Annotated in this window: 9 protein-coding genes and 1 CRISPR repeat array; of the genes, 3 read left to right on the top strand and 6 right to left on the bottom strand. The window is 66.3% G+C overall.

The genetic code is table 11. From position 1 onward, the window contains the following. Nucleotides 1-76 precede the first annotated feature (76 nt). Nucleotides 77-1,663 carry a gamma-glutamyltransferase family protein gene (locus RRU_RS07030; protein ID WP_011389103.1) on the bottom strand — a complete coding sequence of 529 codons (1,587 nt, stop codon included), beginning with the start codon at nucleotides 1,661-1,663 and terminating at the stop codon, nucleotides 77-79. A gap of 50 nt (nucleotides 1,664-1,713) precedes the next feature. Further along, a complete protein-coding gene (locus RRU_RS07025) occupies nucleotides 1,714-2,544 on the bottom strand; it encodes a sulfite exporter TauE/SafE family protein (protein ID WP_011389102.1) in 831 nt (276 codons plus the stop codon). Between the two features lie 94 nt (nucleotides 2,545-2,638). Here RRU_RS07025 and RRU_RS07020 point away from each other — a divergent pair, with 94 nt between their 5' ends. Both RRU_RS07020 and RRU_RS07015 read left to right on the top strand, forming a co-directional pair. Continuing rightward, the gene (locus RRU_RS07020; RefSeq protein WP_011389101.1) at nucleotides 2,639-3,343 is read left to right on the top strand and encodes a GntR family transcriptional regulator; all 705 of its coding nucleotides are present in this window, start codon (nucleotides 2,639-2,641) and stop codon (nucleotides 3,341-3,343) included. Between the two features lie 253 nt (nucleotides 3,344-3,596). Continuing rightward, the gene (locus RRU_RS07015; RefSeq protein WP_011389100.1) at nucleotides 3,597-5,177 is read left to right on the top strand and encodes an FGGY-family carbohydrate kinase; all 1,581 of its coding nucleotides are present in this window, start codon (nucleotides 3,597-3,599) and stop codon (nucleotides 5,175-5,177) included. Nucleotides 5,178-5,200: 23 nt separating this feature from the next. Here RRU_RS07015 and RRU_RS07010 read toward each other — a convergent pair whose 3' ends face one another. Further along, a complete protein-coding gene (locus RRU_RS07010) occupies nucleotides 5,201-6,055 on the bottom strand; it encodes a fructose-bisphosphate aldolase (protein ID WP_011389099.1) in 855 nt (284 codons plus the stop codon). A gap of 140 nt (nucleotides 6,056-6,195) precedes the next feature. After that, nucleotides 6,196-6,984 carry an IclR family transcriptional regulator gene (locus RRU_RS07005; protein WP_011389098.1) on the bottom strand — a complete coding sequence of 263 codons (789 nt, stop codon included), beginning with the start codon at nucleotides 6,982-6,984 and terminating at the stop codon, nucleotides 6,196-6,198. 140 nt (nucleotides 6,985-7,124) lie between these two features. Between RRU_RS07005 and RRU_RS07000 the strand changes: the two genes are divergently transcribed. Then, nucleotides 7,125-8,636: a M81 family metallopeptidase gene (locus tag RRU_RS07000; protein WP_011389097.1), complete on the top strand. Its 1,512-nt coding sequence runs from the start codon at nucleotides 7,125-7,127 to the stop codon at nucleotides 8,634-8,636. 284 nt (nucleotides 8,637-8,920) lie between these two features. Then, nucleotides 8,921-10,291: direct repeats of the CRISPR family, unit length 29 nt; unit sequence CTGTTCCCCGCACACGCGGGGATGAACCG. 1,039 nt (nucleotides 10,292-11,330) lie between these two features. Here the strand turns inward: RRU_RS07000 and dhaL are convergent. After that, nucleotides 11,331-11,972 (bottom strand): dihydroxyacetone kinase subunit DhaL, encoded by a 642-nt coding sequence (gene dhaL, locus RRU_RS06995; protein WP_011389096.1) that lies wholly within the window; start codon nucleotides 11,970-11,972, stop codon nucleotides 11,331-11,333. Then, a complete protein-coding gene (locus RRU_RS06990; protein ID WP_011389095.1) occupies nucleotides 11,969-12,973 on the bottom strand; it encodes a dihydroxyacetone kinase subunit DhaK in 1,005 nt (334 codons plus the stop codon). The genes dhaL and RRU_RS06990 overlap by 4 nt, the downstream gene beginning before the upstream one ends. Between the last annotated feature and the right edge of the window lie 69 nt (nucleotides 12,974-13,042).

Raw genomic sequence — 13,042 nt, 5'->3', positions numbered from 1 at the left:
GCCCCGCCGGGGGCGTTCGCCTCTCCCCCAACGGGGGCTGGTCAAGGCCGGTTGCGCGTTTGATCGATAATGGTTCTTAGAACCCCAAAGCGCAGCCGTCCTTGCGCTGATCGGAGCCGCCGGCCAGCAGGCCGCTTTGCGGATCGATCCAGATCGCCTGGGCGCCGCCGATGGGATTGGCCGCCGTCGTCACCCGGTGGCCGCGCGCCGCCAGGGCGGCCAGCACCCCGGCCTCGACGGTCGGTTCGACCTCCAGCGTGCCGCCAAAGCCAAAGGCGCGCGGGGCGTCGATGGCTTGCTGCACATCGAGACGGCGATCGAGCACCCCCGACAGGAAGGCGGCGTGACCGGCGGCCTGATACTGGCCGCCCATGACGCCAAAGGGCATCACGGTCTTGCCGTCCTTGCGGACCATGCCGGGAATGATGGTGTGCATCGGGCGCTTGCGCGGACCGATGGCGTTGGGATGTCCCTCGATCACCCGGAACGACGCCCCACGGCTGTGCAGCAAGATCCCCGTCGCCGGATCGAGATGGGTGGAGCCGAAGCCATGGAAGATCGAATTGATCAAGGACACGGCATTGCCCTGACCATCGACGACACAAAGGTAAACCGTGTCCTTGTGCTCGGGTTCGGTCCACAGGGCCGGGGCCAGAACCCGGTCCATGCGGATGCGCCGACGCAGGGTCTCGGCGACTTCGGGGGCGAGCAGCGCGTCGGGCGGATAGGGCAGATGGGCCGGATCGGCGATCAGGGCGTCGCGGTGATAATAGGCGAGCTTGGTCGCCTCGGCCTGCAGATGCAGGCGGTCGGCGAGCGCGAGATCATCGGACAGATCGAAGCCCGACAGGATATTGAGGATCATCAAGGCCGCCAGCCCCTGGCCATTGGGCGGACATTCAAAGACCTCGTGACCACGATAAATCGTCGAAATCGGCGTCACATACTCGGCGTCCTCCAGACCGCAGGCGAAGTCGTCAAGGGTATGCAGCCCGCCCAACCCCTGAAGATAGGCGACCAGCGCCTCGGCGGTCGGCCCCAGATAAAAGGCAGCCGCCCCGTCCCTGGCGATGGCGCGCAATTGGTCGCCAAGCTTGGGTTGGGCGTGACGCGCCCCGGCCACCGGCGCCCGGCCATCGGGCAGGAAAACCGCCGCCGCCCCGGAGTCGCCGGCGACCAGGGCGGCTTCGCGCGCCCAATCATGGGCCACCCTTGGCGTCACCGGATAGCCGCCCTCGGCATAGGCGATGGCGCGGGCGAACAAGGTGGCGAGCGGCAGCCGTCCGTAATCGCCATGCAGCTTGGTCCAGGCGCCGACCGCGCCGGGCACGGTAATGGCATGGGGGCTGGTCTGGGTGATCTCGCCCACCCCCAGGGCCTTCAGGCGCGACACGCTGGCCGCCAAAGGCGCCCGGCCGCTGCCGTTCAGGGCGACCACATCGCCCTTGGCCGGGGCGTAAAGGGCGAAGCAATCGCCGCCGATGCCGGTCATCAGCGGATCGACGACGCTTTGCACGGCGACGGCAGCCAGGGCCGCGTCCACCGCCGTGCCGCCGGCGCTCAGAATTTCCAGCCCGGCCGCCGTCGAGAGCGGATGGGAGGTGGCGATCATCGCCTCGCGGGCCAACACGGGGTCCCGCCCAACGCGAAAGAAATCTCTCATGATCGGCTTATCCTAACCCAGATTGATGACTCCACGACGGCAAGGCGTCTTCAGGCGCTGAACACGGTCCACAGCATGCGCAGGGCGGTGATCGCCAGAAAGGCGGCGAAAACCCGCTTCAGATTGTCGGGCTTCAGGCTGTGGGCCAAAGAGGCGCCATAGCGGGCCATGATCATGCTCATCGGAACGATCAGCCCCGCCGCCACCAGATTGACATAGCCCAGCGAATAGGGCGGCCGCCCGGCGACATCCCAGCCCGACCAGATGAACCCGGCCATCGCCGGAACCGAGATGATCAAACCGAAGGCCGAGGCCGAGCCGACGGCGCGATGCACGGGAAAGGAAAAGGCGGTCAGGGTCGGCACGGCCAAGGTTCCGCCGCCAATGCCCATCAGCGAGGAGAAAAAGCCGATGACCGCCGACATCGCGCCTTGCAGCGAGCGGCGTTTGGGCAAGGCGTCGGCCAGGATCAGCTTGCGCGGCATCCCCATATTGATGGCGACCGCCAGGGCGAGGATGCCGAAGATCGCCTTCAGGTAATCGCCGCCGAGAAACCGCGAGGCGATGCCCCCCAGCGCCGCGCCGAAGAATAGAAAGGGTCCCCACAGGCGCACCAGCGACCAGTCGATGGCCCCGCGCCGGTTATGGGCGCGCATCGAGGCGATCGAGGTGGGAATGATGGTCAGAAGCGAGGTGCCGACGGCGATATGCATCGCGGTTTCGAGCGGCAAATCAAACAGCTCGAAGATCACGAACAACACCGGCACGATGACGATGCCACCGCCGACGCCCAGCAATCCGGCCAGAACCCCGGTGAACGCCCCGGTGACGACCAGGGCGATGGCGAAGGGAATGAGCTGTTGAACCGTAAAAGCCGTCACCGCGTCCCCGCTCTGTGCGTTTTTCGGAATTCAGATGCGTCAGGCTAGTGCGATATGTATACATATCTCAAGAAAAATATATCGAGAACAGGTGATGACCTCTGAGCCCCAGGCCCCGCCCACAGCCCCGCTGACCGATGCCGCGCTTGCCGACGAGGGGGCGGCCAAGGCCGCCGAACGCATCTATGGCGCCATCGTCGATAAGATCCTGGCCGGGACGATCAAGCCCGGTGACAGCCTGAACGAACTGGCCCTGGCCGAGGCCTTCGGCGTTTCGCGCACGCCGGTTCGCGAAGCCCTGCAACACCTGAGCATCGCCGGTCTGGCCGAACGCGGGGCGCGCCGGGCCTTCATGGTGCGCCGGCTTGATCTGGCGGAATTGGGCGATCTGTTCGAGACCATGGGCGAGATCGAGGCGCTATGCGCCCAATACAGCGCCCGGCGGATGACGGCGATGGAACGGCGCAGCCTGGAAAGCACGGTCGCCGAGGGGGCCGACATGGTCAAACGCGGCGATCAGGCCGCCTATACCCGGCTTAATGGCCGTTTTCATCAGGCGCTGTTCGATGGCGCCCATAACGACAGCCTGCGCGACATCGCCCGGCTGGTTCGCGTGCGCACCGCCCCCTACCGGGAAGCCCAGTTCCGCCAGACCGACCGTCTGGCCTCGTCTCAGGGCGAACACGAAAAAATCCTGGCGGCGATTTTAAGCGAGAACGCCCAGGAGGCCTTGTCGGCGATGCGCACCCACGTCGCGGCGACGGCGATGAACGTCACCCGCATGCTCTCGAAGCGCTAGAGCGGGATGGCGAAAAGTGTGCGCGGTTTTCGCCTAAGATCCCGCTCTAACATTTAGATTTAGATCAGGATTCAGATTTCAGGTCGATCAGACCTGAAATCATCCTGATCTAGCGGCGACGGGCAAGGCCGGCACCGAGCCTCGGAGGGCGTCGCCCCGGTGAAGGGCTTGAAGCCGAGCGTGGTTTTCGGTCAGATGGCTCTTCCGCCAGACCGTCTGGCGCAACGGGATAAAAACCAAAAGGGGCTTATAGATGGGCGGGTTGGTGATTGGTGTCGATGTCGGAACGGCAAGCGCGCGCGCCGGGGTTTTTGACCGCAAGGGGCATTTGCTCGGCCGGGCCGAACACCCCCTCGAAATCGGCCGGCCCGATCCCACCCATGCCGAATACCAGTCCGAACAGATCTGGGAGGCCGTCGCCAGCGCCGTGCGCGGCGCCGTAAGCGCCGCCGGAGTCAGCGGCGAGGACATCAGCGGCATCGGCTTCGATGCCACCTGCTCGCTGGTGGTGCGCGACCGCCAGGGGCTGCCCCTTGGCGTTTCGACCACCGGCGAGGATCGTTGGGACACCATCGTCTGGATGGACCACCGCGCCCTGGCCGAGGCCCAGGAATGCACCGATACCGGCCACCGCGTGCTGGGCTATGTCGGCGGCGTGATGTCGCCCGAAATGGAAATTCCCAAGCTGATGTGGCTGAAGCGGCATTTTCCCCAGCGCTGGGAGCGCGCCGGCTTCTTTTTCGATCTGGCCGATTTCCTCACCTGGAAGGCCTCGGGCTCGACCGGGCGGTCGCAATGCACGCTCACCTGCAAATGGACCTATCTCGCCCATGAGCCGACCGGTTGGCAGGGCGATTTCCTGGAGACCGTCGGCCTGGGCGATCTGCTGGCGCGCGGCGCCCTGCCCGAGCGCGCCACCCCCATCGGCCAGGATCTGGGCTTTCTGACCGAGGAAGCGGCCGCCGCCCTTGGCCTGACCACGAGCTGCCGGGTTGGCGCCGGATTGATCGACGCCCATGCCGGGGCGCTGGGCGCCCTGGGCGGCACCTGCGGCAAGCCGGGGATCGAGCGCCATTTGGCGCTGATCGCCGGCACCTCAAGCTGCCTGATGGCGCTGTCGGCCGATCCCCATCCCACCCACGGCGTCTGGGGCCCCTATTTCGGCGCGGTGCTGCCCGGCTTGTGGTTGAACGAGGGCGGGCAATCGGTCACCGGAGCGCTGCTTGATCATGTCATCGCCCTGCATGGGGCCGGCGGCCGCCCCAGCGCCGAGAGGCACGGCGCCATCTGCGCCCGCATCGCCGAGCTTCGCCAGAGCGAGGGGCCGGCCTTCGCCGCCCGCCTGCATGTGCTGCCCGATTTCCACGGCAACCGCTCGCCTTTGGCCGATCCCGGGGCCTTGGGCGTGATCAGCGGCCTGGATCTTGACCGCTCCTTTGACAGCTTGTGCCGGCTTTATTGGCGCACGGCGGTCGGCATCGCCCTTGGGGTGCGCCATATCCTTGACGCCCTGAACGCCCAGGGCCATGCCATCGACACCCTTCACATCACCGGCGGCCATATCAAGAACCCGCTGCTGATGGAGCTGTATGCCGACGCCACCGGCTGCACCCTGGTTCAGCCGCGAACCGAGGACGCGGTGCTGCTGGGCACGGCGATGGTCGCCGCCACCGCCGCCGGCCTCTTCCCCGATCTGGCGGCGGCGACCAAGGGCATGGAAGCCGCCTCGATCCCCCGCGCCCCCAACCCGCAGGCCTTTGAACGCTTCACCCGGGATTACCGGGTTTTCCTGATGATGCACGAACACCGCCAAGCCATCGACCGTCTGAGATGAAGCAAACCGTCGTCGCCCCCTGATCAGGCGGCGGCGGACAATCCCCCTGCCCCCTCGGCTGCCTCCTCGACCGAGGCGCGGTCGTGGATGATCGCCCGGCAGGCCTTCATCACCGCCAGCGGTGAGCGGGCCTGGAAGATCGAGCGGCCAAACAAAATGCCCGCCGCCCCGCCCTCCATGATCTGGTGAACCCGTTCGAGGGTTCCCCGGTCGCCGCCGTTCCCCGGCCCGCCGGCCAGCATCACCGGAACCGGCAGCTCCGCCGTGATCTGACGCAGCGCCGCGACGCTGCCCGGCCAGTCAGTCTTGATGATATCGGCGCCCATCTCGCAGCCGATCCGCGAATGGAAGCGCACGAAATCCCCATCATGGACATTGGCGGCCAGGGCGTGGCGCGCCCCCATGGTTTCGATGATATGAACGATGCCCATCTTGCGCGCCGCCGCGTTGATCTCGGAATTGGCGCGAAAGGCGGCGGTTTCCTCGGCCGGATCGTTGTGACCGACGAACAGATAGGTGATCACCGCCTCGGCGCCCAGCATCACGGCGTCTTCGACGGAGGCGACCAGACGGGTATGGCCGTCGGCGTAATCCAAGGGCGTGCCCTCGCGCCACATCGTCGTTTGATCCAGACGCAAGATCAGCTTGGGGCCGCCGTTGCCCACCAGTCGCGGCCCATAGGTCAGCGCCGAGCCCAAGGGCAAGATCACCGCATCCACCCCGGCCTCGGCCATCTGATCAAGGGACTCCTCGGGGCGCTCCAGGCCCTGGCACGATCCCAGCTGCAGCGCGTGATCGAAGGCGATGCAGAAGCCGCGCCGGCTTTTCGGATCGATGATCCGCGACTGGCGGATTTGTTTTCCCAACATATGCGGCATGATGTTTCTTCCATCCCTGGAGCGAGGATCAAACAGACGGCGGATCGCCGATCGCCAGCTTGGGTCGCGGTTGGCGATGCCGGGGAGCGGGCGAAGGGCGCGGCGCCCGGAAAACCGGCAGCGGGTTTTCGCCGGCCGCCCTAGCCCAGCGGGGTCTGCGACAGCGCGTTCGCCGTATCGAGCAAGGCCGGGGCGATATCGGCGACGATGCGCGCGCGCGGCCAGACCATCGCCGAGACCGAGCATTGGACCGCCGCGCGCGGGCCACCCATGATGCGGATCGGCGCGGCGATGTCACGTTCATTCAGAAGAATTTCGTTCTCGCTGATCGCATAGCCCTTCTCGGCCGCCTCTTCGACCAACCCAAGGATCGTCGGGCGATCGAGCAGGGTCGTCGGGATATGGGCGGTCAGCGGCCAAGTCTCGACGCAGGCTTGCCGGGTTTGGCGATCGAAGCCGGCGATCATCACCCGACCGCTGGCGGTGTTCAGGGCCGGGGCGCGCCGGCCGATCAAGGTGGCGGCGAAGCTGGTGCGGGCATTGGGCAGGCGGATGGCATAAACGATGCTTTCGCCATCCAGCAGCGCCAGATTGACCGTCTCGCCGATTTTCTGCCGCAAATCGATCAGCTGCGGCATCGCGGCACGGATCAGCGGATTGGCCCACAGATAGGCGTTGGTCAGATCAAGGATCTTGATCGAGGGCCGATAGCGCCGCGTCACCGGGTCCTTATCCAGATAACCCAGGCTATGAAAGGTGTGGGCGAAGCGCTGGGCGGCGCTTTTATCCAGGCCGGCGGCCAGGGCCAGATCCCCCAGGCCCATCTCCGGCCTCTCGGCGCTGAAGGCGCCCAGCAGGCGCATCGCCTTGTCCAAAGACGACACGAAAAGCCTGTCGGCCGCCCTGTCGGGCTTCTCGGATTGGTCCATGCGCCCTCCCAAACACGATGAAACAATGGGCACTCTTCGCCCTTGACCGAAAGAGAGGCAGAGTCCTATCGTGGATATAATGCGCCACCGAGTATTGCATTACAATACAACCGCCGTCCCCTCCCGCCGTGAGAGATGACATGACCCCGTCAGCGACCGCCCCTCGCCTCATCATTGCCGGCTTCCTGCACGAGACCAACACCTTCGGCCCGCGCAAGGCCGATTACGCCGCTTTTGAAGATGGCGGCGGCTGGCCGCGCCTGTGCGACGGCGCCGACATCCTGACGACCATGCGCGGGGTCAATGTCGGGATCTGCGGCTTCATCGAAGAGGCCGAGGCCCGGGGGTGGTCGCTGTGCCCGATTCAGTGGTGCGCGGCCAGCCCCTCGGCTCCGGTCACCCGCGACGCCTTCGAGCGCATCGCCGGGCGGATCGTCGAGGGCATCCGCGCCGCCGGGCCGGTGGACGGCGTCTATCTCGACCTGCATGGGGCGATGGTCGCCGAGCATGTCGACGATGGCGAGGGCGAACTTCTGGCCCGGGTGCGCGCGGTGATCGGGACCGAGACGCCGTTGGTCGTCAGCCTTGATCTGCACGGCAATGTGACGCCGAAAATGGTGGCGATGGCCGACGCCCTGCTCGGCTATCGCACCTACCCCCATGTCGACATGGCCGAAACCGGGCGGCGGGCGGCGCGCTATGTCGCCCGGCGGCTGAGCGGCGCGCCCGATGCCAAGGCCTTTCGTCAGGTGCCCTTTCTGGTGCCGATCTCCTGGCAGGCGACCAGCGTCGCCCCCAACAAGGATCTTTACGCCCGCCTGCCCGCCCTCGAGGCGCGCGGCGCCTCAACGGCTTCGCTGATGATGGGCTTCCCCGCCGCCGATTTCGCCGATTGCGGACCGTCGATCCTGGTTTACGCCCCCACCCGGGCCCTGGCCGATACCCTGGCCGACGAGCTTCTGGCCGAGGTGGTCGCCGCCGAAAGCCGCTTCGCCGGAAAGATCTACGCCCCCGAAGAGGGTGTGCGCATCGCCATGGCCCGGGCGGAAACCGCCAGCCGCCCGATCGTCATCGCCGATACCCAGGACAACCCCGGCGCCGGCGGCGAGTCCGACACCACCGGCATGCTGCGCGCCCTGGTCGCCTGCGGAGCGCGCGACAGCGCCCTTGGTCTGATCTGCGACCCCGCCGCCGCCGCCCAGGCCCACCGGGCGGGGGTGGGCGCTACCTTGCGTCTGGCGCTGGGCGGCAAATCGGGCATCCCCGGCGATCGGCCCTTCGAGGCGGATTTCGTCGTCGAGACCCTGTCGGACGGCGCCTTCATCGCCACCGGCCCTTATTACCAGGGGGCGCGGATGCGGCTTGGCGCCTCGGCCTGCCTGCGCATCGACGGCGTGCGGGTGGTGGTGACCTCCTCGAAAGCGCAATTGGCCGACCAGTCGATGTTGCGCTTCGTCGGCATCGATCCAATGCGACAAGATATCATCGTCGTTAAAAGCTCGGTCCATTTCCGCGCCGATTTCGAACCGATCGCCGAAGCCATCCTCGACTGCGCCGCCCCCGGCCCGATGCTGGCCGACCCGGCGGCCCTGCCCTTCAAACGCTTGCGCAAAGGCCTGCGCCTATCCCCCAACGGCCCGGCCTTCGGGTGAGGAAGGGGGATGAGAGGTCATGGATTTTATCCCCCCGACCGGACTGTGCATCGCCCCCCGGAGGCGCCACCCGACCTTGCGAGCCCCCTTCCCGACCTGATAAACTTGCCCTTCCGCATTCAAAGGGGGGCGATCCCAGCCCGAGGTGATCGCGACCCGGCCGATTTGCGCCAATAATAAAGACAACCGTATGCCAAGCGGCCCCCACTAAGAACAAAACAGAAACATCGGTAAGTTTTTTGACATCGTGAAAAGACATGATAATCAACGACTTCCGTCGATGACTGTTCCCCGCACACGCGGGGATGAACCGCCGCTGATTCGCAGTCGGGCAACCAAACCAAACTGTTCCCCGCACACGCGGGGATGAACCGTCCAATCCCCCATCATGGCCTGCCCAGCGAACCTGTTCCCCGCACACGCGGGGATGAACCGCTCGTCTCTGCTGGCTTGGTCCGCCGACGCGCCTGTTCCCCGCACACGCGGGGATGAACCGGATCATGACTGACCTCATCACGCTGCGCGACCCTGTTCCCCGCACACGCGGGGATGAACCGATCACCTTCGTGCCGTTTGGGACAAAGGTGTACTGTTCCCCGCACACGCGGGGATGAACCGACGTAGTCCTTCATGGACATCTCGCCGGCGTCCTGTTCCCCGCACACGCGGGGATGAACCGTGATCGCCCTCATCCTCGCAAACTGGCGCGCACTGTTCCCCGCACACGCGGGGATGAACCGCCATTGTGCGCCCTCTGCATCGCCAATGGGGACTGTTCCCCGCACACGCGGGGATGAACCGCCATCGATATCAATCGCTCCGGCCCGCCACTCCTGTTCCCCGCACACGCGGGGATGAACCGGTCATCCCGATTGACCGGGCGCAGGTATTCGTCTGTTCCCCGCACACGCGGGGATGAACCGTCCCCGTTGAGCATTTGCGAGCGCAGCGGCTCCTGTTCCCCGCACACGCGGGGATGAACCGCTACAACCCGCCCCCGCCCCCGTGCCGAGCGGCTGTTCCCCGCACACGCGGGGATGAACCGTGCGACTTAACGTCCTCTCAGAGACAACGGGACTGTTCCCCGCACACGCGGGGATGAACCGGTTCACGCAACGAAGACGGCTGAAATCGAAATCTGTTCCCCGCACACGCGGGGATGAACCGGTCACGGCGGCGACCCAGGGGTTGGCACTCCACTGTTCCCCGCACACGCGGGGATGAACCGCTTGGGGCGTCAATTGTGGCTCTTGTCGCCAGCTGTTCCCCGCACACGCGGGGATGAACCGACCCAGAGACCCGCACTTTCCAAAACGGCAGCCTGTTCCCCGCACACGCGGGGATGAACCGATCGTGCTCGCCGATATCCGCTTTAGGGATCCCTGTTCCCCGCACACGCGGGGATGAACCGGCTTGCGTGATGTGGTGTTTGCCGCTGGCGATCTGTTCCCCGCACACGCGGGGATGAACCGTCCGCCCTGGCTGCGGCGATCGGCCTTTACATCTGTTCCCCGCACACGCGGGGATGAACCGTTTCGGCCAGTCGCGCGTTCGTTGTGTCGAGCCTGTTCCCCGCACACGCGGGGATGAACCGCGGTTAGCCTCGACCAGGGCGGCGTCGGCGATCTGTTCCCCGCACACGCGGGAATGAACCGCGAAATTCGCAGATCCGGTCCTGGGGCTTGCCTTCATGAACTGCCCGGCGCGGGAAAGGTGGCGGACCACCTCGGTGGCCCCGTCCCTTTTTTCCCGCCCGCCCCTGTCGGCATCGCTGACCCGCAAACGTGACCTGGGGCCGGAAGGACGGCTTCACCGGCGATAGCCGGGGCGACGCCGCGATGGGAAAAAACCCCCGACGGACAGGGCCCCGCCGGGGGTAGCGCCTCGCCCTAGGAGGACCGGCCTGTGGTCTCGGCATACGAGGCGCTTTGGGCCGAGGTTAAGTCGCCAGCCCCCGACCGGCAAGCCCCTTATGTCCCAAACCCTGGATCCAACCAAACCGGTCTTGATCTCAAAAGTCTCGCCTCGTAAGATTATCGGGCGAAGCGATGGTCGCTGACGGGAGCGTTAACCATCGCCGGCAGGTCCGCCGCCCGCTCCGGTGAGACTCCCATCCCCACCCTTGCTTTCGGCGCAAGCTGAGCGGGTGGAGATAACCCCGATAGCCGACTTCCGGCTTGCTGAAGGTCGCGCCGCGACTTATGGTACAAGCGCAAGTGCTGGTTGCTGATGGGAGCATTAACCATCACCGCGCTGGTCCATCGCCCGCCCCGATGAGGCTTACCCTATCTCTCCGCCCCCATCTCCCCGGCACTGATAGCGCAGCAAATTCCTCACCCGCGCCGGGGAAAGACTGCTTGCCCACAAGCGTGATCGGGGGCCGGAAGGACGGCTTTGCCGGCGATAGCCGGGGCGGTGCCGCTACGGGAAAACACCCCCGGCGGACAGGGCCCCGCCGGGGGTGGCGCCGCGCCCTAGGTTGACCGGCCTGTGGTCTTGGCATACGAGGCGCCTTTGGCACAGGGTAGGACGCCAGCCCTCGCCCGGCAAGGCGATTGCCGTCCGCCGGGCCCAAGCCGTTGGTCGGCCAAAGGTGCGATCGGACCTTTGGCCGGCGGTTTTCCCGGCCTTTGACGCCGAAAACACCGACTCGGAGGCGAAGTCGCCGCGTTCCCCCCCCTTAACCGGCGGGGGTCACGCCAAGCGCTTTTTCACTCCGCAAGCCAGGGTTCCCAGGATCAGGCAGCACGACGAGGCGCCGGCATCGAGGGCGCCGCGCGAGCGTTCGCCCAGACGGGCGGCGCGACCGACCTTGGCGATCATGTCGCGGGTAGCGTCGCGTCCCCGCTCGGCCGCCAGGGTCATGGCGTCCAGGCTCTCGGCGAAGGACCGTCCCTCGGCCTGGGCGGCATCGAAGGCGTCGACCGCCGGCGCCAGGGAATCGAGCAAGGTCTTATCGCCGGGTTTGGCCGAGCCGATCTCTTCGACCCCGTCCAAACCGGCGCGGATCATGCGCCCATACAGCGGGCCATCCAGGATCTCGGCGCCGTCGAGGGTATCGGCCATGGCGCTGAACAGCGATCCATAAAGCGGCCCCATCGATCCGCCGATGCCTTCGAACAACGTGTCACTGAGCACGCGCAGGGCGTCGGGCAGCGGCGGCGGCGGATCGCCCAGGGCCGCCCCGGCCTGGGTGAAGCCCTTGCTCATATTGATGCCGTGATCGCCATCGCCGATCGCGCCGTCGATTTCCGACAGATGGGCGCGATTGGCGTTGATGGTCTCGATCAGTTCAACGACGAGACCGCCGGCGGCGGCGAGGGGAATACCGGTCATGACGGGATCCTTGTAAGACCGACGGAGCGGGCCGGCGCGCCGACCAGACGGGCGAGTTCGCCATCAAGGCGCATCACCGTCAGCGTCACCCCCATCATCTCCAGCGACGTGAAGTAATTGCCGATGAAGGGATGAACCACCGTCATCCCCCGATCCTCCAGCACCTCGCTCAGACGATCATAGAGGATATACAGCTCCATCACCGGCGTGGCGCCCAGACCCGAGACCAGCACCGCCAGATCGTCGCCCCGGCCAAAGGGCAGATCGGGCAGGATGTGGTCAAGCATCAGATCGGCCATTTCCTTGGCCGGGCGCACGGGGGCCACCTCGACCCCGGGTTCGCCATGGTGGCCGATGCCCACCTCCATCATGCCGTTCTCGATGGAGAAGTTCGGCTTGCCCACCGCCGGGATAATGCAGGGCGACAGGCCGATGCCGATGCTGCGGGTGGCGTCGATGGCCTTCTGGGCCGAGGCGATCACCTCGTCAAGATCGGCGCCCTCGGCGGCCCGCGCTCCGCCCACCTTCCACATCAAGATCTCGCCGGCGACGCCGCGCCGCTTGTCGCGCTCGCTCTTGGGGGCCGACGGCACATCGTCATTGGCGACCACGGTCTTCACCGTCAGATCGTGGGAGGCCGCCTTTTTGACCGCCAGCTTCACGTTCATATTGTCGCCGGCGTAATTGCCATAAAGACAGGCCACGCCCCGCCCGCCATCGGCGGCGACGAAGGCGTCATGGAAACTTTTGGCCGTGGGCGAGGAAAAGATCTCGCCGATCGCCACGGCGTCGATCATGCCGTCGCCGACATAGCCGAGGAAGGCCGGCTCGTGCCCCGATCCGCCGCCGGTCACCACCCCGACCTTGCCCTGTTGCGGGGCCAAGTGGTGGCGGATCACCCGGGGGTTCGTCGTGGGCCGAACCAGATCCCGATGCGCCTTCAGATAGCCGCGCACCGCGTCCTCTACCACCAGATCCGGGTCGTTGATGATCCGATTCATGAATAATCCCTTTTCCGCGCGTGGCGAAGCCGCCACCGGTCACCCAACCAGCACCCATGATCGCGCCGC

The organism is Rhodospirillum rubrum ATCC 11170 (genome assembly GCF_000013085.1).
Taxonomy (GTDB): Bacteria; Pseudomonadota; Alphaproteobacteria; order Rhodospirillales; family Rhodospirillaceae; genus Rhodospirillum; species Rhodospirillum rubrum.
Note: the sequence above shows the minus strand (reverse complement) of the source record. Positions and strands in the feature narration are given on the sequence as shown.

What these genes read in the sequence shown, in the direction of transcription:
- RRU_RS07010 (WP_011389099.1), bottom strand. Translation starts at nt 6,055, where the DNA reads ATGCCGCATATGTTGGGAAAACAAATCCGCCAGTCGCGGATCATCGAT.
- RRU_RS07005 (WP_011389098.1), bottom strand. Translation starts at nt 6,984, where the DNA reads ATGGACCAATCCGAGAAGCCCGACAGGGCGGCCGACAGGCTTTTCGTG.
- dhaL (WP_011389096.1), bottom strand. Translation starts at nt 11,972, where the DNA reads ATGACCGGTATTCCCCTCGCCGCCGCCGGCGGTCTCGTCGTTGAACTG.
- RRU_RS07015 (WP_011389100.1), top strand. Translation starts at nt 3,597, where the DNA reads ATGGGCGGGTTGGTGATTGGTGTCGATGTCGGAACGGCAAGCGCGCGC.
- RRU_RS06990 (WP_011389095.1), bottom strand. Translation starts at nt 12,973, where the DNA reads ATGAATCGGATCATCAACGACCCGGATCTGGTGGTAGAGGACGCGGTG.
- RRU_RS07020 (WP_011389101.1), top strand. Translation starts at nt 2,639, where the DNA reads ATGACCTCTGAGCCCCAGGCCCCGCCCACAGCCCCGCTGACCGATGCC.
- RRU_RS07000 (WP_011389097.1), top strand. Translation starts at nt 7,125, where the DNA reads ATGACCCCGTCAGCGACCGCCCCTCGCCTCATCATTGCCGGCTTCCTG.
- RRU_RS07030 (WP_011389103.1), bottom strand. Translation starts at nt 1,663, where the DNA reads ATGAGAGATTTCTTTCGCGTTGGGCGGGACCCCGTGTTGGCCCGCGAG.